This is a genomic window from Paraglaciecola sp. T6c, assembly GCF_000014225.1.
In the GTDB taxonomy this organism is placed as follows: domain Bacteria; phylum Pseudomonadota; class Gammaproteobacteria; order Enterobacterales; family Alteromonadaceae; genus Paraglaciecola; species Paraglaciecola atlantica_A.
In genome coordinates this window covers 747,007-769,669 of record NC_008228.1, presented here as the reverse complement: position 1 = coordinate 769,669, position 22,663 = coordinate 747,007, and the positions used below count along the sequence as shown (strand labels likewise).

General features: G+C 45.2%; 21 protein-coding genes. 13 read left to right on the top strand and 8 right to left on the bottom strand.

The genetic code is table 11. The features are described 5' to 3' along the window. Nucleotides 1-118: 118 nt before the first annotated feature. The 4 genes from aroK to PATL_RS03395 all read left to right on the top strand — a co-directional run bounded on the left by aroK (nt 119) and on the right by PATL_RS03395 (nt 4,322). A complete protein-coding gene (gene aroK / locus PATL_RS03410) occupies nt 119-634 on the top strand; it encodes a shikimate kinase AroK (RefSeq protein ID WP_006990745.1) in 516 nt (171 codons plus the stop codon). 32 nt (nt 635-666) lie between these two features. Beyond that, nucleotides 667-1,734, top strand: a complete 1,068-nt coding sequence (aroB, locus tag PATL_RS03405) for a 3-dehydroquinate synthase (RefSeq protein WP_011573556.1) — start codon at nt 667-669, stop codon at nt 1,732-1,734. Nucleotides 1,735-1,920: 186 nt separating this feature from the next. Beyond that, nucleotides 1,921-3,396: an SPOR domain-containing protein gene (locus PATL_RS03400; RefSeq protein WP_011573555.1), complete on the top strand. Its 1,476-nt coding sequence runs from the start codon at nt 1,921-1,923 to the stop codon at nt 3,394-3,396. A gap of 92 nt (nt 3,397-3,488) precedes the next feature. Next, complete coding sequence (locus tag PATL_RS03395) at nt 3,489-4,322, top strand: Dam family site-specific DNA-(adenine-N6)-methyltransferase (protein ID WP_011573554.1); 834 nt, start codon at nt 3,489-3,491, stop codon at nt 4,320-4,322. Nucleotides 4,323-4,368: 46 nt separating this feature from the next. Here PATL_RS03395 and PATL_RS03390 read toward each other — a convergent pair whose 3' ends face one another. From PATL_RS03390 to PATL_RS03380, 3 genes are all read right to left on the bottom strand, one after another. Then, complete coding sequence (locus tag PATL_RS03390; protein WP_011573553.1) at nt 4,369-4,566, bottom strand: DUF2970 domain-containing protein; 198 nt, start codon at nt 4,564-4,566, stop codon at nt 4,369-4,371. A 5-nt stretch (nt 4,567-4,571) separates the two neighbouring features. Then, a complete protein-coding gene (locus PATL_RS03385; RefSeq protein ID WP_006990750.1) occupies nt 4,572-4,877 on the bottom strand; it encodes a hypothetical protein in 306 nt (101 codons plus the stop codon). Nucleotides 4,878-5,114: 237 nt separating this feature from the next. Beyond that, on the bottom strand, nt 5,115-5,840 hold the full coding sequence (locus tag PATL_RS03380; RefSeq protein ID WP_011573552.1) for a TorF family putative porin: 726 nt from the start codon (nt 5,838-5,840) through the stop codon (nt 5,115-5,117). Nucleotides 5,841-6,155: 315 nt separating this feature from the next. On the opposite strand from PATL_RS03380, the gene rpe reads away from it, so the two are divergent. Together rpe and trpS are read left to right on the top strand one after the other, a co-directional pair. Continuing rightward, a complete protein-coding gene (rpe, locus tag PATL_RS03375; protein WP_011573551.1) occupies nt 6,156-6,842 on the top strand; it encodes a ribulose-phosphate 3-epimerase in 687 nt (228 codons plus the stop codon). 23 nt (nt 6,843-6,865) lie between these two features. After that, nucleotides 6,866-7,879, top strand: a complete 1,014-nt coding sequence (trpS, locus tag PATL_RS03370; RefSeq protein WP_011573550.1) for a tryptophan--tRNA ligase — start codon at nt 6,866-6,868, stop codon at nt 7,877-7,879. Between the two features lie 355 nt (nt 7,880-8,234). Here trpS and PATL_RS03365 read toward each other — a convergent pair whose 3' ends face one another. From PATL_RS03365 to PATL_RS03350, 4 genes are all read right to left on the bottom strand, one after another. Further along, nucleotides 8,235-9,248 carry an AraC family transcriptional regulator gene (locus tag PATL_RS03365; protein ID WP_011573549.1) on the bottom strand — a complete coding sequence of 338 codons (1,014 nt, stop codon included), beginning with the start codon at nt 9,246-9,248 and terminating at the stop codon, nt 8,235-8,237. 174 nt (nt 9,249-9,422) lie between these two features. Further along, the gene (locus PATL_RS03360; protein WP_011573548.1) at nt 9,423-11,183 is read right to left on the bottom strand and encodes an acyl-CoA dehydrogenase; all 1,761 of its coding nucleotides are present in this window, start codon (nt 11,181-11,183) and stop codon (nt 9,423-9,425) included. Nucleotides 11,184-11,203: 20 nt separating this feature from the next. After that, the gene (locus PATL_RS03355; RefSeq protein ID WP_011573547.1) at nt 11,204-12,133 is read right to left on the bottom strand and encodes an electron transfer flavoprotein subunit alpha/FixB family protein; all 930 of its coding nucleotides are present in this window, start codon (nt 12,131-12,133) and stop codon (nt 11,204-11,206) included. A 25-nt stretch (nt 12,134-12,158) separates the two neighbouring features. Further along, on the bottom strand, nt 12,159-12,908 hold the full coding sequence (locus PATL_RS03350; protein WP_011573546.1) for an electron transfer flavoprotein subunit beta/FixA family protein: 750 nt from the start codon (nt 12,906-12,908) through the stop codon (nt 12,159-12,161). Between the two features lie 447 nt (nt 12,909-13,355). Between PATL_RS03350 and PATL_RS03345 the strand changes: the two genes are divergently transcribed. The 7 genes from PATL_RS03345 (at nt 13,356) to galK (ending at nt 21,661) form a co-directional block, all read left to right on the top strand. Further along, nucleotides 13,356-14,000, top strand: coding sequence for an anthranilate synthase component II (locus PATL_RS03345; RefSeq protein ID WP_011573545.1), 645 nt, complete (start codon nt 13,356-13,358; stop codon nt 13,998-14,000). Nucleotides 14,001-14,079: 79 nt separating this feature from the next. Then, complete coding sequence (locus tag PATL_RS03340) at nt 14,080-15,234, top strand: HDOD domain-containing protein (protein ID WP_011573544.1); 1,155 nt, start codon at nt 14,080-14,082, stop codon at nt 15,232-15,234. Nucleotides 15,235-15,502: 268 nt separating this feature from the next. Continuing rightward, a complete protein-coding gene (locus tag PATL_RS03335) occupies nt 15,503-16,708 on the top strand; it encodes an aspartate aminotransferase family protein (RefSeq protein WP_011573543.1) in 1,206 nt (401 codons plus the stop codon). A 21-nt stretch (nt 16,709-16,729) separates the two neighbouring features. Beyond that, complete coding sequence (astA, locus tag PATL_RS03330) at nt 16,730-17,764, top strand: arginine N-succinyltransferase (protein ID WP_011573542.1); 1,035 nt, start codon at nt 16,730-16,732, stop codon at nt 17,762-17,764. 3 nt (nt 17,765-17,767) lie between these two features. Beyond that, entirely contained in the window at nt 17,768-19,240 is a 1,473-nt protein-coding gene (gene astD, locus PATL_RS03325) for a succinylglutamate-semialdehyde dehydrogenase (RefSeq protein WP_011573541.1), read from the top strand. Nucleotides 19,241-19,437: 197 nt separating this feature from the next. Continuing rightward, the gene (locus PATL_RS03320; RefSeq protein WP_011573540.1) at nt 19,438-20,487 is read left to right on the top strand and encodes a UDP-glucose--hexose-1-phosphate uridylyltransferase; all 1,050 of its coding nucleotides are present in this window, start codon (nt 19,438-19,440) and stop codon (nt 20,485-20,487) included. A gap of 4 nt (nt 20,488-20,491) precedes the next feature. Next, nucleotides 20,492-21,661: a galactokinase gene (gene galK / locus PATL_RS03315; RefSeq protein ID WP_011573539.1), complete on the top strand. Its 1,170-nt coding sequence runs from the start codon at nt 20,492-20,494 to the stop codon at nt 21,659-21,661. A gap of 134 nt (nt 21,662-21,795) precedes the next feature. On the opposite strand, the gene PATL_RS03310 is transcribed toward galK, so the two are convergent. Beyond that, nucleotides 21,796-22,662 (bottom strand): DMT family transporter, encoded by an 867-nt coding sequence (locus tag PATL_RS03310; protein WP_011573538.1) that lies wholly within the window; start codon nt 22,660-22,662, stop codon nt 21,796-21,798. Between the last annotated feature and the right edge of the window lies 1 nt (nt 22,663).

Genomic DNA, 22,663 nt, shown 5'->3' with positions numbered 1-22,663 from the left:
GGGTAAAGCTGAGATAATCCCGCCCTCGAAATTTCAACGAGGTCAGGTTAATCCATTTAAGGGTAGCCGCGATATAGATTTCTACCCCCGAAATAACAGAATTGTGAACTAAGCAAAAATGGCTGAAAAACGTAATATTTTTTTAATAGGTCCGATGGGTGCTGGTAAAAGCACGATTGGAAGACACCTCGCAGACGAACTTCATTTAGAATTTTATGATTCAGATCAAGAGATAGAAAAGCGCACTGGTGCTGATATCGCTTGGATCTTTGATTTAGAGGGTGAAGAAGGCTTTCGCGCTCGTGAAGAAACCGTCATCAATGATTTAACCGACAAACAAGGTATTGTTTTGGCAACTGGCGGTGGCTCTGTCGTCAGTAAAGCTGTGCGTAATCGCCTATCAGCGAGAGGCATTGTGGTTTACTTACAAACCACAATTGACAAGCAAGTCGCTCGTACGCAACGTGATAAACGTCGTCCATTACTGCAAAAGGACGATCCAGAAACCGTATTGCGTAGACTCGCCGAAGAACGCAACCCAATGTATGAAGATGCTGCTGATTACATTGTTGATACTGATGAGCAAAGCGCCCGCGCGGTAGCCAATCAGATCATTGAGAAAATCAATCAGTAATAGCTAGACATTACCTCCAAAGGGCTGCGCTTATGACAACATTAACAGTGAAGTTGGGTGAGCGTAGCTACCCCATTTTTATCCAGCCGAGTTTGCTCACCCAAGGCAACCAACTGGCAGATTACATCAAGACAGACAAAGCGGTATTGGTAACCAACGACCTAGTTGACCCGCTATACAGTCAAACCGTTATTGACAGCTTACCCAGTATCAAGATTGAAAAAATTGTCATTGCCGATGGTGAACAACACAAGAATCTGGCCAGCTTTGAGCATGTGATCACTCAGCTGCTTAGCATGTCTGCAGCGCGTGACACTACGCTGATCGCTCTTGGTGGCGGCGTTATTGGTGATTTAACTGGATTTGTCGCAGCAAGTTTTCAGCGTGGTATGCCCTTTATTCAAATACCTACCACCTTGTTATCACAAGTTGATTCATCGGTAGGTGGTAAAACTGCGGTTAATCATCCTTTAGGTAAAAATATGATTGGCGCATTTTATCAACCCAAAGCCGTTTTTATCGATACCAAAACCCTGCAAACCTTACCAGCAAAAGAGTTCTCTGCCGGCATGGCGGAAGTGATTAAGTACGGTATTATCTACGACAAAGCATTTTTTGCATGGCTTGAGCAAAACATTGCTCAACTTATCGCGCAAGACGTTGACGCCCTGCAATATTCCATTGCGCGCTGTTGTGAAATCAAAGCTGAAATTGTCGCTATTGATGAGCGAGAGTCAGGACTTCGCGCCTTACTCAATTTAGGTCATACTTTCGGTCACGCCATTGAAGCAGAGCAAGGTTACGGCAATTGGTTACACGGCGAAGCCGTCGCAGCAGGCATGGTACTCGCAGCGAAAGCAGGCCAAATGAAAGGCTGGATGAGCAAAGAAGAAGTGCAGCGTGTTATTGCTTTAATAGAGGCATTTTCATTACCTATCGCGCCACCAGCAAATATGGGTTATCAGACTTTCATGCAGCACATGGCACACGATAAAAAAGTGCAAGCGGGCAAACTCAACTTCATCGTACCTAAAGCAATTGGCGATGCGGTGGTTACCTCTGAGCTAGATGAAACACTGTTGCGCTCATTGTTAGATTAGCAAGGTACTAAACGAGTCTCATTTAAGCGCTCGACCGATTAAACGAATGACTTTTTAGACCCGTACCTTCGAACAAACAATTTATTGAACTAACATTTTAATAAACCATTTGAGTAAACACTTTTGCAAAGCGAATTGCACAAACGCCTTAGCCATTTAATTCAGTATTCTTCGGGGCTCATTTTTGTGAAGTCTGAGCCCGATTTTAGTGTATCTACCTGTGTTGATGCGCTACTGGCTGAACAAGATGACAGTGACGAAGTGGCTATCATTGCAGCTAAGCCAAGTATGATGCTGAATGATTTTCGCCAACAACTGACACAACAACTTTCCAGTAAATTAGCACCCAATTCTGGCAACACTCCCCTCGCCAAGATACTCACGCCTGGTATTGGCATTGGTCATGCTCAGTCGGCCCCAACACAAGGACTACTGATATGCATATCCAAAGGTGAAAACCTCTCTGCCAGTATGCTAGAAGAGTTGCAGCAGCTTGTTATAACCCTACACGCAGGCAGTGACAGGCAAGTCAATGTGCTGGTATTTGCCCAGCGCCAATGGATAAATCAAACTTACCAAGCCTTGGGCGATAAAAATAATGTCATAGTCGTGGATGCCGGTGCCAGTACCGGCGCAACGGCGGATCACGAGGCGAACATATCGAGTAGTGAATTAGAGCAGTTAATCGCGAATAAACGACAAGCGTTTGCTCAGCGCATAGAGCAGCGAAACCAAGCAAGCCCTGTAGAATCCCCTAGTATCATGCAGCGCCCGTGGTTTATTCCTGTTATTGCACTGCTCTTTGTTGCGATATTTGCCAGTATTTTGCTATCTCAGTATCCAGAGCTGTTAAGTGACGCTGATAATCAGGATGGAGATACAATATCTCCACTGAGCACAATAAAGCCTGGCGTAGAGCAAAATAAAACCGCATCAACCTCAGTAATTGAGATACCACCTCAAGACACGTCGACGGGTCAAAAAAATAAAGAATCGGACTCATCTGCCGCAAGAGAAGCACAAACAGCTCATCTGAATACTTCTGTGCAAAGCGCTGCGCCTGAAGAAAGAGCGGTCGCCAAACCTGAGGTTACGCCGAAAGTTAAAACAGACGCGCTCATATCAAACTGGCAAAGTGAAAGTAAACGTATTGATGCCAACAAGAATAAATCGACTGAAATGCCAGCAGACGATGCTAGCAGCTCACGTAAAGAGACCAAACGTGCAGCCGAGTCAGAATCAACGAATGGCATGGTACAAACTGGCACATTGCAAAAACCCTTTGCTGCGGATATTACGCCTCAAGCAGGTAGCGCTAAAGCCCAACCCCCAAGCGAATTATTAACGACAGCTGACTATGCATTTGATGAAGCCACTATATTGGCTCTGCCGAAAGACGGGTACGTGCTGCAGGTGATCGGCTTTAGCGTACACAGCGCCATTGAGACTTATTTGACCAACAATAAAATTGAACAATACGTATGGGTGTACCAAACCAAACGCTACAACAATGATTGGTATGTACTTTTGTATAATAAACATTACCCGTCTCTGGCCGCAGCATTAGTTGGTGTTTCGTCGCTGCCCAAAGGATTGCATGAGGCAACGCCATTCCCTAAAGCGTTACAAAAAGTGCATCAAGAAATTGAATCTGCCAATTAAAGCCACATGCCAATTGTTGTTTTGCCATTGGCTCGTTACAATCTCTACCTTGCATTATCTTCATCAAAATCAAGGCCTGACAAGACACATTAATGACGAATAAGAAAAACAGAGCCTTCTTGAAATGGGCAGGCGGGAAATACAGGCTAGTCGAACAGATAAACCATCACCTTCCAGAAGCAAAAAAATTAGTCGAGCCATTTGTCGGTGCAGGTTCGGTGTTTTTAAACACTGACTTTTCCAGCTACCTGTTGAGCGATATCAACCCCGACTTGATAAACCTTTACAAAATATTGCAACAACAGCCAGAACGTTACATAGAAGATGCACAAGGGCTATTCACGGCGCAAAACAACGATTCCGACGCTTACTATGCTATGCGCGCTTTGTTCAATGCCAGCGAAGATATTTACGAACGCGCGGTACTGTTTTTGTACCTGAATCGCTTTGGATACAACGGCCTGTGCCGCTATAACTTATCTGGCAAATTTAATGTCCCCTTTGGTAAGTACAAGGCGCCATACTTCCCTAAAGAGGAGCTGTATTTCTTTGCCGAAAAATCCAAGAAGGCACAGTTTGTATGCGAATCTTATGAGAAGACATTTAGCCGAGCTCGTGCAGGAAGTGTGGTTTACTGCGATCCGCCTTATGCCCCCATCAGCAAAACAGCTAACTTTGCCAGTTATGCCAAAGGTGGCTTTTCCATGGCTGAACAGAGTAATTTGGCGTTAATTTCTGCTAAAACCGCTTTTGAGCGTGATATTCCGGTGCTTATCAGTAATCACGATACTGACGATACACGTCGCCTTTACGCGCTTGCACAGCTTTCAGAGCTGCAGGTGAGTCGGTTTATTAGTCAAAAAGGAAATGGCAGAAAAAAAGTCAGTGAGTTATTGGCGTTATATATTAAGCCAACCTCACGTTAAGGCTTAGATGTTAATTTGCACAGAAGAGCTAGCAGTAGAATTGGTGTTAGCTGGGTACAACAACTGAAACGACCAGTACCAACGATATGACTAAGGCAACAACAAAAATCACCCCAACGACTACGTAAGGCACAAACGATTTTTGCTGAAAATCTCGTTCTCGGTTTGCGCTGCTTTGCACACCAAACACGCTGGCAGCAACACTTTTAAACACATCCCACAAACCGTTATTTGCATTGTCCATATTAATTACGCTCTTGGCTTTATCTCATCCGTTTCTTCAGCATAGCGCGAAAGTAGCTCAAGTAAATCAATAAAATGCATTTGATACGAAGTAGAGTTACCACTTACCCAGCTAGACCAGCTGATCACATCAGCCTGCTCCTTAGCGCATCGATTAATCGGGTGACTCATGGGGAGCCCATGATCAAATGCCACTGATTGCGGACAACTGCAGAACAATGTCTCGTTATTTATCGACGTTCTGCCAACAGCCAACATCGCTACTAAAGCGAAAGCTCCGAAGCCGATTAGTCGTTTAAAATGAGTACTCATAATCTCTCCTTGTCGAAATATTTTGTTGCATTATACATTATACTTTCGTCTCAAGATTAAAGTTCACCTCAAATGTCAGGCTATTCATCGCTAAAAAGATACAATTTTATCCAGAGTGTTCCGGTAAGTTTATAAAACTTGTAAACACAAAAAAATCCGCTGGCCATATAGCCAGCGGATTTTTTTAGATATTCTCTTCCTATTAACCAGAAGTAATTGGAAGAATCAATTCAGAAATTAAAGCTCGAAATCCATTCCGTAAGCAACGGTGAATTTAATAGAATCGTTATCAAACGGATCTTCGCCTGGCACTTCAACTTCGTCTAAATCGGTACCCGTAACGGCGAAACTGAAACCATCTTTCGCTAATGAAATCCCCCAGTCTGCATAACCATCTGGTACACCGTTGAAATCTTCTGCGAAGTCACCTTGATGGTAACCTACGTGAAATCCTAGCTCAGCGCCGTTTAGTACTGGCATGCCGTAGTCTACAGATATATATGACGCTTCAGCAAAGCCGTAATCGCGACCTTCACCTTCGTCAGCTTCTGTGTGGGCCAACAATGAAAGCGTTGCACTAAGGCCGCCATAGCCTACTGAACCATATACTTCAGCAAAATCGAATTCTGCTTCACTGTCATAATTGTAATATAGGTAACCCACATCATAAGTGATATCGCCTGACTCACCTGAGAAGCCGAAGTACATATCATGCTCATAAGAGTAGACATCATCTGCACCATAGTTGACGTTAGACACCCAAGTACCTACATAAAAACCATTTTCATTTGCGTAGTCAATACCACCTTGTACTGCAGCATCGTTGGTGGTTTGGGTCAAACCACGCCAAATGTAGTTACTTGTGACACTCGCATTAGCAGTCACTTCTGCTAAAGCGGTTTGACTAACGGCAGAACTGGCCAGAACAGCTGCGGCTAATGCGGTAAGTTTTAATACTTTCATGTGTGTATGCTCCATATGATTTTAGTTAATTCAATTTTGTTGAGATAACTTCGATTTTTCGTTAATTCTTGTTACAACTACGCAAGAGCAATGCCTAAATATTAAACACGAAAAAAATCACCCGAAAACAAACTAAGAATCTGATTTTTAAGGAAATTCAATGGAAATATAAAATTAAGGAAAAAGTGGGCATGAGATAAGACTGTGCAGGGATGCACCACATAAAAGCGAAAGCCCCTTTTTGGGGCGAAGTTGATACTTTTGTCAAAGCGTGTTTTTCGGTACAGTTACATTTTTGCGCAAATCGAGGCTTATATGCGTCCTTTCTTAATTGCTCCTTCTATTCTTTCAGCTGATTTTGCCCGCTTGGGCGCAGAAGTAGACGCTGTTTTAGCCGCGGGGGCTGATGTCATCCATTTTGACGTAATGGATAATCATTACGTACCGAACCTAACGATCGGCCCGATGATATGTAAAGCATTACGCGACTATGGTGTCACCGCCGATATTGATGTGCATTTAATGGTTGAGCCGGTAGATGAGATGATTGTCAGTTTCGCCAAAGCTGGCGCAAGCCTGATCAGCTTCCACCCCGAAGCATCAAGACACGTTGACCGCAGTATTCAACTGATAACCGATTCAGGCTGTAAGCCGGGCTTGGTATTAAATCCTGCGACGTCATTAGACTGCTTAGACTACACGCTACACAAACTGCATCACATTTTGTTGATGTCGGTAAATCCAGGGTTTGGCGGGCAAGCATTTATCCCCGAAACCCTTGATAAACTGCAAATCGTGAAGAAAATGGTGCAGGCCTGTGGCCGTGATATCCGAATAGAAATTGACGGTGGCGTAAAAGTCGATAATATTCGCGCCATCGCCGAAGCAGGTGCAGATATGTTTGTTGCGGGCTCTGCTATCTTTAATCAGCCCGATTATCGTCAAGTTATCGATGCTATGCGCGCTGAATTAGCCAACGTTCTCCAACATAATTCCCATTAGTCACTAACAGTAGAAAATATTTTATGAGCAAACCAATTGTATTAAGCGGCTGCCAGCCTTCAGGACAACTTACCCTAGGAAATTATGTTGGCGCTCTTCGTCAATGGGTTGATATGCAAGACGATAACGAATGTCTGTATATGTTAGTCGACATGCATGCTATCACAGTGCGACAAGATCCCGCTGCACTGCACAATGCCTGTCTCGATGGGCTGGCCTTGTATGTGGCTTGTGGCATCGACCCGAGCAAGAGCACCATATTCATGCAATCACATGTACCACAGCATGCGCAACTAGCTTGGATAATGAACTGCTACACCCAGATGGGTGAATTAAACCGCATGACGCAGTTTAAAGATAAATCCGCTAAGAATATTACTAACATTAATTCAGGTCTTTACACTTACCCAGCCTTAATGGCGGCGGATATCTTGCTATATCAAGCGAAACAAGTCCCAGTAGGGGAAGATCAGAAGCAGCATTTAGAACTAACCCGTGACGTTGCCACACGCTTTAACAATGCCTATGGTGATGTATTTACTATTCCTGATCCGTATATCCCTGAAGTAGGCGCGCGTATCATGAGCCTACAAGATCCGCTGAAAAAGATGTCTAAATCCGATGATAATCAAAATAACTTCGTTGGCTTATTGGAAGATCCGAAAAAGATAAGTAAAAAGATTAAACGCGCAGTCACTGACTCGGATGAGCAAGCGCGCATTTACTTTAATACCAGCGAAAAACCTGGTGTGTCGAATTTACTCAGCTTGCTATCTTGTGCAACCGGCAAACCGATTGCTGATTTAGTGCCTGAATATGAAGATAAGATGTACGGCCATTTAAAAACAGATGTAGCCGATTCCATCGTTGCCATGCTAGAGCCAATCCAAGCTAAATTTACTGAGTTACGTCAGGATCAAACCGAGCTGAACCGTATCATGGCGGCAGGCGCTGAAAAAGCGCAAGTACGAGCCCAGCAAACCATAGACAAGGTTTATGAAGCAATCGGATTCGTAGCAAGCCCACTTAAACGCTAGTAAAGGACTGATAGCAAGTTAACACTTACGCTATTAGTAACTTACTGTGTATTTCCAATCCATCAAAAAAGCAGCACAGAGCTGCTTTTTTAGTTTTAAATAACCGACGCTTAACGTACCCCAAGGTATATCAAGCATCGGTTAGCACGCCAAGCGCGCCGAACTGAGAGGTTGGGATAACAGCCCTGCACACTATCTGTCATTCAAATTTACTGGGATCCAATGAAATTCAATGAAATCCAATAAACTAACTTGAACCAAGCCAGTATGTTACAAGCCTGAACGAAAACGTAGGGCAGTTTAAGTCATATATTAGGCGAAAGAGGACATTCGTTAGTTTCAGTAAAGGGGGATTTCAATGTACTTTTGATTTTCGATAAGCACTGGGGGCGACACCCGTCCAGCTTTTGAACGCACGCGCAAAGGTTGCCGCCTCGGTAAAGCCAAGTAAGCGCCCGACTTGCGATATAGGCATATCAGGCTGGCTAAGATAATGGATCGCTTCGTCTCGTCGCACACTGTCTTTGAGTTCTTGAAAACTTGTGCCTTCTTCTAATAGCTTACGGCGTAAGGTGCGAATGGTTGTGTGCAATTGCTCAGCGATATCTGCCATGCTGATAATTGACATATCCTCAGCCGCTTCTAGATAATTTAATACTTTGCGGGTATAAACCGGAAAGTAAGACTGACGTTTAAACCAATCCAGCGGGCAGCGCTGAAGGTAATCATTCAAGCTTTGCTGACTTTGCACCACTGGCGCGCTAAGGATGTCATGCTCAAACTCAAAGTAATTACTCTCTTGCAGGTAAACCACCTCACAAGGGAACATCAAGCGATATTCTTCGTGATGTGCAGGCTTTGCATGCATAAAACCAATTTTACGCAGGGGAATGCGCTGGCCAATCAGCCAGCTCGGAAATCGATGCCACAACAATAAGAGAAAGTCGGTAAGCACATGCTCAGGGTCGAGTTCAGGTTTGTCTAAGGCGAGATAAAAACGAGCGTACTTTTCACGCTCTTCAAATTTTAGTTTAGTTGCGCCCGCGACTAAATTATAAAAACGAGTGCCCCGTCGATACACCTGCCGCAAACTTGCACTATGGCTCACTTGCTTTGCCATTAAATTGAACACCCCATGGCGAGAAGGCTGGCTACCAAAACACAAATATTCATCATCTGCACTTCGCCAAACAGATTGCATCAAACGGCTCAATTGCTCTGGGGTGATACGCACCTCATTATTGCTCAACAAGGCTTTACTCAAGCCTGACTCGGATAATAACTGCGTTTCATTCAGGCCCACATCAATGGCTCTTCTGACAATAGCTTGAGCGAAATGAACTGAAATAGAATGATGTTTGTGACGCATGAAAGTAACGGGCTCTCGATATATGGCAGGGCATTTAGATTTCAAAGTATATCGTTTCTCATACTAAGCGGATATTTATATGTTGAATAGGCTCAATTATTTCCGTTCGAGCATAAAAAAGCCCCCTAAGTTCTCTATGGGGGCTGATGAAAACACAATCAAAGAATTAAAAGCTTAAAATGCATCCTCAGGCAACGCCATGATGCTTTCGCTGCCCGCCTGAATCGATGCGAAACACGCTTGGGTGCGCACCACCATGTGCTCACAGAAGAACTGTGCAGAAATCAACTTAGCGTTTAAGAACTCGCTGTTCCCCTCGCCTGCATCTAATTTCGCTTTGGCTTGCATCGCACTTTTCGCCATTAACCAGCCGCCACACAAATAACCAAACAACATCATAAAGTTGACACTGGCGCTGCCTGGTGCATTTTTGTCTTGTGCTGCAATATCAAGCAACCACTGGCGAGCTGCTACACCGCACTCAAGCGCCGTTTTACATTGCTGAGCTGCCAATGTGAATTGGCCACCCATGGCATCAAACTGAGCTAAATCTGTGGCTATTTCATCTAAAAGCGCGCCTAAAGCCTCACCTTTATTAACCAAGGTTTTACGCCCGACTAAATCCAGTGCTTGTACGCCTGTAGTGCCTTCATAGATAGTTAAAATTCTGGCATCTCGATAGAACTGCGCTGAGCCTGTTTCTTCGATAAAGCCCATACCACCATGAATTTGCGTACCTAGGTAGGTCAATTCTTGAGACAACTCAGTACACCAGCCTTTGACTATTGGCGTAAACAACTCACTGCGAGCCCCATTGCCACGGTCAATTTCTGCTGCGGCCACCAAGCACAATGCGCGCATGGCCTCTGTAGATGACTTCATTTGCATCAACATACGACGCACATCAGGAAACTTCATAATGGTGAAGCGGCTGCCGTCTTTATTCGTGCCTTGTAAACGCTCTTTGGCGTACCCCAAAGCATGCTGATATGACGCTTCTGATATGGCTAAACCTTGTAAACCAACACCCTGACGGGCGTGATTCATCATGGTGAACATATAAGACAGACCTTTATGAGCTTCGCCCACTAAGTAGCCCTTCGCGCCACCATTGTCACCAAAGCTCATGACACACGTTGGGCTGCCATGAATACCCATTTTGTGCTCTAACGAAACACAATAAGCATCGTTGCGCTCAGCTGGGGCACCATTTTCATCCAAATTAAATTTGGGCACGATGAACAGTGAAATACCTTTTACACCGGCTGGTGCATCAGGCAGTCTTGCTAACACTAAATGCACGATATTATCGGTCATTTGATGATCGCCCCAAGTGATATAAATTTTTTGGCCGGTAATCAAGTAATGATCATCATTTGGCACCGCCTTGGTTTTCACCGCAGCCAAATCAGTACCAGCATCAGGCTCAGTAAGGTTCATGGTACCTGGCCATTCACCGCTTAACATTTTAGGCAAATAAGACTGCTGTAAATGCTCACTGCCGTGATGAGAAATCGACTCAATCGCGCCTTGGCTTAACAATGGACATAGAGCGAACGCCATATTGGACGTATGCCACACCTCATTAACAGCACTACCAAGTACATTCGGAAGGTTCTGACCGCCGAATTCCTCAGCACCGGTTAACGATGCCCAACCACCCTCCACGTATTCTTGATAGGCTTTTGCAAACCCGGCTGTTTCTTGCACACCTGGTCCGCCGTCCTTATCAATCATACTCGGATGTTGTAAATCACCGACCTTGTTCAATGGTGCTAATACGCCGCTACCTAGTTTGCCGGCTTCAGCCAATATAACGCTTGCCAACTCGCCATTGATGTCCTCTTGACCCATATCAGCGCATAGCCCATCGAAGTCAACCAGTTCATTCAGTACAAACTCAGCATCTGCTAAAGGGTGTGTGTATTCACTCATAATTTAACTCGCTTCCGTTTTTATACGTGGTTGGTTAATTCAGGAATAACATCGAACAAATCGGCTACCAAGCCATAATCTGCTACTTGGAAAATAGGCGCATCTTCATCTTTGTTGATGGCCACAATCACTTTAGAGTCTTTCATACCCGCTAAGTGCTGTATGGCACCTGAAATCCCCACAGCAATATACAAGTCAGGCGCGACCACTTTACCCGTTTGGCCAACTTGCATGTCATTCGGTACAAATCCAGCATCAACCGCAGCACGAGATGCTCCAACCGCCGCACCGAGTTTGTCGGCCAGGCTGTATAGGATCTCGAAATTGTCGCCGTTACCCATACCACGACCACCTGATACAACAATGGAGGCAGCGGTTAGCTCTGGGCGGTCAGACTTCGCTAGCTCTTCACTTACAAAGCGTGACTGACCGGAGTCACATTGCTCGCTGATAACATCAACAGTGGCAGAACCACCCTGTGCACTTACAGCGTCAAAGCCAGTGCCACGTATGGTAAGTAGCTTGATACTGTCATTTGAGGTGACCGTTGCAATAGCGTTACCTGCATAGATAGGACGCAAAAATGTCTGCGCAGAAACTACGCCTGTTACATCAGAAATCTGATTCACATCAAGCAAGGCTGCTACACGTGGCAAGTAGTTTTTACCGCTGGTAGTGGCAGGAGCAAGTACGTGGCTGTAGCCGCTAGCAAGGCTTGTTACTAATTTCGCGATATTTTCAGCCAACTGATGCTCATAGGCAGCATCATCAGCGTGAAGCACTTTACCAACACCTGAAACTGCCGTTGCTGCATCCACTACGCTTTGGCAGTTATGACCAGCAACCAGCAGTACTATGTCACCACCAATTTGCTGCGCGGCAGCTAAGGTATTTAAGGTAACAGGCTTAAGTTCTTGGTTATCATGTTCTGCAATGACCAAAGTTGTCATATTTATTTCTCCTATTACGTACTACTTAAAGTACCTTAGCTTCGTTTTTCAATTTTTCGACCAATTCAGCCACCGATTCAACCTTGATCCCAGCTTGACGCTGAGCAGGCGCGCTGACGCTTTCTAGGGTGATGTTATTTCTCACTTCAACACCTAAGTCGCTTGGGGTTTTCACCTCCAAAGGCTTACGTTTGGCTTTCATTATATTCGGCAATGAAGCGTAACGAGGTTCATTTAGACGTAAATCTGTGGTGATAATAGCAGGCATATCTAGCTCTAAAGTCTGTAAACCGCCGTCAATCTCACGTGTGACTTGAACTTTATCACCGTCAACTTTAACTTCTGAGGCGAAAGTCGCTTGTGGTTGGTCAAGTAACGCAGCTAACATTTGCCCGGTTTGATTATTATCAGAATCAATAGACTGCTTACCTAAGATCACTAGGCCCGGCTGCTCTTCATCAACCACTGCTTTTAATAATTTGGCGATGCTTAGCGCATCGGCTGATGTATCTAGTTCAATCTGAATACCGCGATCAGCGCCTAGAGCAAGGGCAGTACGAATTTGCTCTTGGCAGGCTTTGGCTCCTATCGACACCACAACGACTTCGCTGGCAACACCGACTTCTTTAAGACGAACAGCCTCTTCAACCGCAATTTCGCAAAACGGGTTCATGGCCATTTTGACGTTGGTTAAATCTACATCTGTGTTATCTGATTTAACACGCACCTTGACGTTGTAATCAATGACTCGCTTTACCGCTACTAATATTTTCATATTCGTCTCACTTTGTTTGTGACTAGTTCAAAAATGTCCGCCGAGGTAATCCCAGCACTATTTAGAATAATCTTACGTTTTCTTATGGTTCAATTTTGGTATGAACAGGCGGATTTCACAAGATCTAAAAAAGTCTAACAATTAGCATAAAGGGACAAATAAATAGACTTACTAGCTTGGTTCATCCGTTAATCCCAACTGACAATTATCATGTTATTCAATAGTTGTAGCTAATAATTTTATGCAGGTGGCACAGACGCTCGAATAACAACATTAACTTTAAAGGTCTTTAATTAAAGGGGGTAGCGTACAAAATAAACTACAGGCGCGTAGTGGGTAAGAAATGATTAAGCGCCAGCAAAACGCGATAAAATGTTTTACAATCCGCGAAATTTTAAACGTGTACCAGTCATCACAGGGCTTGCACCACATGAGCGTTGAATTCTTTTGTTGTTGATCATTGATAACTATGACTCTTTTACCCACAACCTTGCGCGGTACTTTGTTACGCTAGGACAAGACGTTAAAGTCGTGCGTAACAACGAGCTCACCTGTGAAGACATAACCGCACTAGCACCAGACTATCTCGTGTTATCACCTGGCCCTTGTACCCCAAATGAATCAGGTATCACGCTTGATGCCATCAAGCAATTTTCTGGCGTGATCCCTATGTTGGGTGTGTGCTTGGGTCATCAAGCTATCGCTCAGGTATTTGGCGCAAAAATTGTGCGCGCGAACAATATAAAGCACGGCAAAACCTCTTATATTACTCATAACGGTAGCGCCTTGTTTAACGACGTCGACACTCCATTTATTGCCACGCGTTACCACTCATTGCTTGTGGATAACGAGTCTTTACCAGAAGAGATTATAGTGACTGCATGGTGCGAGGAAACAGCGCATGAAGAAAAAGGGCTCCGCGGAAAAGAGCGGGAGGAATCTACAGGTCAGCACGAAATCATGGCTATCGAACATCGCACGCTGGCTATTTATGGTGTGCAATTTCACCCAGAGTCATTGTTAAGCACCAGTGGTTTGCAAATTTTGGCTAACTTTCTAACCGAATCCGCAGATAAACTAACTAAAGCCTAGAAAACTGGCGTAAAAGTGAGGCACAATCCACACTTAACACAATATCCATACACTTAAACTAAGGTCAGTTGAACAGTAAATGACTGCATCATCTACATCAGCCCCCATCGTTGAGACTCGTTTCAAGCAACTGTTTATCGATCTTAAAGTCGCAAAGCAGCAACGCGCCGATGAGAACGCGAAGCCCTCGTCAAAAAAGATAGTTCCTACCCGGGAATTGCTCGCGGTTGAAAAGCAGGCAAGAGAAGACAAAAAAGCCAATGAAGAAATTGCTGAGGATTATTTAGGGCGAGTATCGGCAAAATTACATAAAGATATTGAACTTCGTTTATCAGAAGCTTTAGCTGATCAAGAGACCCTTATTGCCAAAGTATTGAACATCGATGCAGTGATTCCGCAAATTTTAGACTTATTGTCCGTGAAGGCATGCACGGTGTCGCGCCTTGAAGTATTAGCCGCGCAAATACCTTGGTTGTATAAAGATTTACTCAAGATGATTAGCTCACCTAAATATCGACGTACTGATAGCAAGGGGAAAATTCTCACAGCGGACACACTTCGAGTCGCATTAAGCTTTTTCGGTCTGGAAAACTTGAAAATGATCGTGCCGCTCTTAACCTTACGCCGTTGCCTTCCGCAAATTACTGACCCCTACCCTCAGATCAAACGCAGAATTTGGGAGCAATGCATCGCTACCGCAATGTCTAGTAAGCGCCTTGCTCGTTTTCATAAAGTCAGTGAAAACCAAGCATTCACCGCAGGAATGCTACAAAGTCTAGGAACGATCGCGGTCGTTAAGCTGTATTTTCGCATTTTTGACCAAGTACAGCTTGAAGCATTAAAAGAAACACAGAACACACTTAAACACCAACGCCATGGTGCACTTACGAAAGTTGAGCCTTCTGCGGATATACTGTTATCTATGCTGGACAAATATGTCCCCCAGACCACGGCGAGCATTATGCAAGGCCTACACTTTCAGCGTTTATTTTTGCATGGTGCTTTTGAACAACTTGTCAGTACACAAAACGATGAAGAGCCGTTGCCTTTAACCACTGTGTTATTGCAAGGCAATGCGTACGCGAAGTATCGAATATTAAAGTTTCACGAATTAGTGACTATCGAAGAAGCAAAAGATTACCTACGACAATACAAGTTCCCTGTGGGCTCATTAGAGGTATTAAAAACCACTGATATGCGTTCAATTGGCTTAGAAGCGGAAGTTGCTGAATAAATCGTTGAAAAAAAGTGTAAATATTCATTCAAGCCGTTTTATCCACTCCAACAACTAACATCGCGAGCTAACTGGCGCGAAGTGAAGACACTTCTTGGTTTTTTACCTAATCCCTAGATTAAATACTTATTCACTATTCCTGCAAGTTCACTCAATCCCTTTAAAAATAAGGGTTTAGCTAGGTTGCCGATGCAGACAAGCTGTGTTTAATCTGAAATAATGGTTGTCTATTTTATGCCCTAGGCTATTAAATTTGGAGACAACCTACATGCAAGTGACCCGCGAATTATTTAACGAAGTAATGGTACCTAACTATAACCCAGCCGACATTATTCCGGTGCGCGGTTTGGGCGCGCGCGTATGGGATCAAGAAGGTAACGAATATATCGATTTCGCTGGTGGCATCGCAGTAAACGTTTTAGGCCATTGTCATCCAGAATTGGTCAACGTACTAAAAGAGCAAGGTGAAAAGCTTTGGCACTTAAGCAACGTGTTGACCAATGAGCCTGTTTTACGCCTAGCGAAAAAGCTAACTGACGCAACGTTCGCTGAAAAAGTCTATTTCGCCAATTCAGGCGCCGAAGCCAATGAAGCGGCTCTGAAACTTGCACGCCGCTTTGCGCTGGATAACTTTGGTCCTGAAAAAGACCAAATCATCTCTTTCAAACAAGGTTTTCATGGTCGTACATTCTTCACTGTGACTGTCGGCGGCCAAGCGGCTTATTCTGATGGTTTCGGGCCTAAGCCTGGTGCAATTGATCACGTTGACTATAACGATTTAAGCGCTCTTGAAGCCGTTATGTCTGAGCGCACCTGCGCCGTAATGATGGAGCCCTTACAAGGCGAAGGCGGTATCATCAGCCCAACACAGTCTTTCGTGCAAGGGGTTCGTGATTTATGTGACAAGCACAACGCACTTCTAATCTTTGATGAAGTGCAATCAGGTGTTGGTCGTACCGGCGAGCTATACGCTTACATGGGCTTAGGCGTCACGCCAGACATACTCACCTCAGCAAAAGCACTTGGCGGTGGTTTTCCGATCGGGGCCATGCTTACCACTACCGCTATTGCCGCCCATTTAAAAGTGGGTACTCACGGTAGCACGTATGGCGGGAACCCTCTTGCCTGCGCCGTAGCTGAAAAAGTACTGGATATTGTCAATACCCCTGAAGTATTAAACGGTGTGAAGCAAAAAGAACAACAGTTCCGCGAAGGCCTAAAGGCTATTAACGATAAGTATCATGTTTTCGATGAAGTGCGTGGACAAGGCCTATTGCTAGGCTGCGCTCTAAACGAGAAATACCAAGGTCGCGCACGAGACTTCCTTGTTGCCAGTGCAAAAGAGAAGCTAATGTGTTTAGTCGCCGGCGCTAACGTGGTGCGTTTCGCGCCGTCATTGATCCTGACCGATGCCGATATTCAGGAAGGTTTAGCCCGTTTCGAGCGCGCAGTTGCCGCTGTCGTAAACGCCTAAACCACCACAGAGAATGCGAACATGATCATCATTCGCCCGATACAGCACAGCGATTACGCTGTGCTACACGACATTGCTGTTGAATCAGGCATAGGCTTTACCTCTTTGCCTGTGAATGAAACTTTGTTAAAAAGCAAAATTACGGATTCTGAAGCGGCTTTTCAAGCGCACATCAGCCAGCCAGGTAATGAGAGTTACTTGTTCGTAATGGAAGACACCAGCACATCTCAGGTAGTCGGTACAAGCGGGATCTCCTCTAGTGTCGGCCTTGACGATGCGTTTTATCACTACCACCTAAGTAAAGTGGTACATGCATCCCGTGAGCTAGACATCTACAACACAGCTGAAATATTGACCCTGTGCAACGATTACACTGGTGTGTCGGAAATATGCACCTTGTTTTTACGTGAATCTGCGCGCAAAGGTAACTGCGGCCGGTTCCTGTCTAAAGTGCGCTTTTTGTTTATGATGGAACATAAAGAGCGCTTCGCCGAAACCGTTATCGCGGAAATGCGCGGGATCAGTGATGAAGATGGCAAGTCACCGTTTTGGCAGTGGTTAGAAGAACACTTTTTCTCAATGGATTTCCCTACCGCGGATTACCTTACAGGCATAGGTCAGAAACAATTTATTGCGGAATTAATGCCCAAGTATCCTATTTACGTGAGCTTGCTCAGTAAAGAAGCTCAAGCGGTTATCGGCAAAGTACATGACAAAACAAAACCCGCACTTAGGCTACTAGAAAGCGAAGGCTTTAGCTGTCGAGGTTACGTTGATATTTTTGACGCAGGCCCCACAGTAGAAGCAAACCTAACCCATATTCGTACTGCCCAGGCAAGTCGCAAAATGGCGGTTAGAATTGATGAGACAGCGACAGTAACAGAGACCGAATATTTTGTGATCAACACGAAAATCGCAGAATTTCGCGCCATTGCCACGTCTCTCAATATTGATGAAGCAAACGAGCAGGCCATAATCTCTCAGGCCGCAGCAGATCATCTTGGTATTCAAGATGGCGAGTTTATCCGCTTCGCTCCGACAACATTTAAGGTGTAATGTATGACACAACAAACCCATTTTATTGCAGGCCAATGGCATGCAGGACAAGGCCATGATATCGAATCGATCGATCCGGCTAAAAAGCGTCAAATTTGGCAGGCTAAATCGGCCTCATCAGAGCAAGTGAATCAAGCGGTTAGCAGCGCTCGAAAAGCAACCGTAACTTGGGCTGCATGCACGTTTGAACAGCGACTCGCTTATGTAAAACGGTTTGGTGAACTATTGGCTGAAAACAAAGATATGCTGGCCTTAACAATCGCCCAAGAAACTGGCAAGCCACTGTGGGAAACCGCCACGGAAGTCGGTGCCATGATGGGTAAAATTGGCATTTCAGAACGCGCCTACCAAGAACGTACTGGTCTAGTTGAAAACCCAATGCCTGTAGGTAAAGCGTTCATTCGCCACAAGCCCCACGGCGTTGTAGCTGTCTTTGGCCCTTACAACTTCCCTGGTCACTTACCCAACGGTCATATTGTGCCTGCTTTGTTAGCGGGAAACTGTATCGTATTCAAGCCTAGCGACCTAACCCCATTAGTGGCTGAAAGAACCGTTCAGTTATGGGAAAAAGCAGGTTTACCTAAAGGCGTGCTTAACTTAGTGCAGGGTGAAGTAGAAACAGGTAAAGCCCTTGCGGCGCACCCTGACCTTGACGGCCTATTTTTCACCGGCAGCTCTCGTACTGGTAAAATATTGCATGAGCAATACGCTGGTCATCCTGGCAAAATTTTAGCGTTAGAAATGGGCGGTAATAACCCCCTAATCGTCAAAGACATAAGCGATATTGACGCCACCGTGCACGACATTATTCAGTCTGCGTTTGTCACCTCTGGGCAACGCTGCACCTGTGCTCGTAAACTGTTTTTAGAAAACAATACTCAAGGTGACGCCATTCTTGCTCGCCTAATCGAGGTGACTAAAAACATCAAAGTCGGTGATTACGACGCTGACGAACAACCTTTTATGGGCGCAATGATTTCTAAAAATGCCGCCCACGCTATGGTGATGGCGCAACAACAGTTACTTGATTTAGGCGCAACCTCGCTGGTAGAACTGACTCATCTAGATCCTGAATCTGGCTTTGTAAGCCCAGGTATTATTGACGTGACGGCTATGGTTGAACAGATGCCTGATGACGAACACTTTGGCCCGTTGTTAAAAGTGGTTCGCTTCGATGATTTTGACCGAGCCATTTCACTGGGTAACAATACCAAGTTTGGCTTATCTGCTGGTTTGTTGTCTGACAGCGAAGATTTGTATCAGCACTTCTACCAACGTATTCGCGCGGGTATCGTCAATTGGAACCGTCCTATTACTGGTGCTAGCGGTGCAGCACCATTTGGCGGAGTCGGTGAAAGTGGTAACCATAGAGCCAGCGCCTATTACGCCGCTGACTACTGTGCATACCCTGTTGCATCTGTTGAATTAGAAAAAGTCACCCTACCCGGTAACCTAAATCCTGGTCTGAACTTCTAGTCAAGCAACACTACATTTGACAATGCTGCGGGATGATTTCCCCACATAATGATTTTATTAAGCCTGCTATGCAGGCTTTTTTGTATCTCTTGAATACAAATTTTGGATTTAGGGGATGACAGAACACGGATTAGACCTTAAAATCCATTAATAATATAATAGTACTAATTAACCAAATATTAACATGGTGTGTCTAAATGTCTAAATTCGATCCTGTAGATCACTCTCATCGCCGTCGTAATCCATTGACCAATGACTGGGTACTTGTGTCCCCTCATCGGGCTAAACGCCCCTGGCAAGGTCAAGTGGAAAAACCGCAACAAAATGATAGCGCGGCACACGATCCCAGTTGTTATCTATGCGCCGGTAATACTCGCATCAATGGCGAAGTGAATCCTGAATATAAAGACACCTTCGTTTTCACTAATGACTTTGCGGCATTGATGAAAGACACGCCCGCGTCAGAGCAAGAAAATGACGATTTATTTACGGTAGAAGCTGCTCGCGGCACCAGTCGTGTTATTTGTTTTTCACCGGCGCACAATAAGTCGCTACCCGAACTTCCGTTACCTGCCCTTGAGAAAGTCGTACAGACGTGGCGTGACCAGGTGGCTGAGTTATCCAAGGATTACACGTGGGTTCAAGTGTTTGAAAACAAAGGCGCGGCCATGGGTTGTTCTAACCCTCATCCCCATGGTCAAGTATGGGCGAATGACTTTATACCGAATGAGGTACGTAAAGCTGATATTAACCAACGTGCCTATTTCGACAAGCACAACAGCTCGCTATTGCTCGACTATGCGCAAAAAGAATCAGCCAGTGGCGAGCGTACAGTGGTTGAAACCGATCATTGGATTGCTGTAGTACCTTATTGGGCTGCTTGGCCTTTCGAAACACTTCTAATGCCTAAATTCAGTTGTGCCCGTTTCGACGAAATGAACGACGCACAACAGGCAGACTTAGCCGTAGCCCTTAAAAAACTCACCAGCCGCTATGACAATTTATTTCAGTGCTCTTTCCCTTACTCAATGGGTTGGCACGGCGCGCCACATAACACTGATGTCACTGAGCATTGGCAGTTGCATGCACATTTTTACCCGCCGCTATTACGCTCAGCAACAGTGCGTAAGTTTATGGTGGGCTATGAAATGATGGCAGAGCCACAACGCGACCTTACCCCAGAGCAAGCGGCACAAAAGCTACAAGCCTTGAGTGATGTTCATTACAACGAATCAAACGGAGCCTAATGGGATGAAAATTATTTCTCAACAAGCCATCGACGACCTCAACGCCATATATCTTGAGGTGTTTCAAACACCGCCCACTCGTCACTTCCAAGCCCCAGGGCGTGTGAATTTGATTGGTGAACACACGGACTACAACGACGGTTTTGTATTACCTTGTGCTATCAACTACCAAACGCTAGTGGCTGTAACGCCTAGAGAAGATGACCTAGTGCGTGTTGTCGCTGCAGATTATGACAACGAACGCGATGAATTTTCACTCAGCTCTAACATAGAGCCCCACCCTACTCAGCTATGGAGCAATTACATCCGTGGCGTGATCAAACACCTGCAGATGCGCGGCTTACAATGTAAAGGGGTTGATATGGTAGTGACGGGCAATGTGCCACAAGGTGCGGGTCTTAGCTCTTCTGCGTCCCTTGAAGTGGCCATCGGTGAAACATTTCGCCAGTTATTTGATTTACCCCTGACCTCGGCTGATGTTGCCCTTAATGGTCAAGAAGCTGAAAACCAATTTGTCGGTTGTAATTGCGGCATTATGGATCAAATGGTCAGTGCATGCGGTGCCCAAAACAACGCGCTATTGCTAGATTGCCGCTCGCTGGAAACACAACTTATCTCCATGCCGAAAGAGCTTGATGTGGTTATTATCAACTCGAATGTAAAACGCGGCTTAGTTGACAGCGAATACAATACCCGCCGCGAACAGTGCGAAGAAGCCGCCAGGATTTTGGGTATCAAAGCACTTCGTGACATCAGCCTAGTGGATTTGCAAGCGCAAAAAGACAAGCTACCAGAAGTAGTATATCGCCGGGCTCACCATGTGGTATCTGACAGCGAACGTACACTACAAGCAGCAGATGCTTTGCGTGCTGGTGATGCAAAAACCTTGTCTCGTTTGATGGCTGAATCACACGCATCTATGCGTGATGATTTTGAAATCACGGTTAAGCCCATTGATTTTATCGTAGCAACTCTCGCAGAGTATCTAGGCGAACATGGTGGTGTACGTATGACCGGTGGCGGTTTCGGTGGCTGTATCGTCGCTCTTATGCCAAGAGAAATGGTCGCTGGTGCCCAGCAGTTAATTGCTGAGCGTTATGAAGTTGAAACGGGTTATAAAGAAACGTTTTACGTATGCTGCGCCAGTGACGGTGCCGGTGAAGTGCGCTTTTAACGCACTTACACTTACAACGAAAAAGGTAGCGGTTATCTTGTATCACTCACTACCTTTTTTTGTGCCTTTCGTTAATGTCTGAGCTCTGTGCCTCGGTTACCACAAAGCCAACATATATGATAAATGGATGGGCACTAAACGCGTTTCTTTTTACCCAGTATCACCAGTAACATGCCGCCTAAAATAGCAATCGATGACAACAATAAATGTGAGGTAATAGGCTCTGCGACTAACAACACTCCACCAAAAGCCGCAATAATGGGTACTGACAGCTGACACACCGCCGCCACACTACTATCTAATTTGGGCAATACTTGATACCAAATCGCATAACCAATACCTGAGGCAAGTGCTCCCGATGCCAACGCATAACTCACCCCTTCAAACGTTAAACGTGCTGTTGGCATAAAGATCGCAATTAATATCAGTCCAAATGGCAAACAGCGCATAAAGTTTGCCCCGGTAGACTCTAATGCATGGGTCGATTTCGCCCCCGCTAAGCTATACAGACCCCATGCTATACCAGCCAATGCCATGACAAGCGCCCCTACCAAGCTCGGTGACGATAACGCTGGCATAACGAAATACACAAACCCTAGCAATGAAATGACTACCCCTGCGCTGGCGATAGCATGCATGCGGTTGCCCGATAATCTGGACACAAACAACATGGTAAATTGCACCGCAGCAAATAATATCAAGGCGCCAGTCGCGGTTGGTAGCGTCACGTAAGCATAAGAAAAACCAGCAGCATAAGCGAAAAGATACCCTGCTTGTCGCCAACTACCATAGGCATTTAACGCCGTTAAGCTGCGGAAACTATTAGGTGATTTTACCAACATGATCAAGCCAAGTACCAAGGCCGCAGATGCAATGCGCAACCCTGTGAAACTCATGGGATCCATGTTTTGCTCATCTAACGCAAGTCGGCAAAACACAGAATTGGCCGCGAAGGCGATAAGCGTGATAAACGTTAAGGAAACAAGGGATAACATAGACATA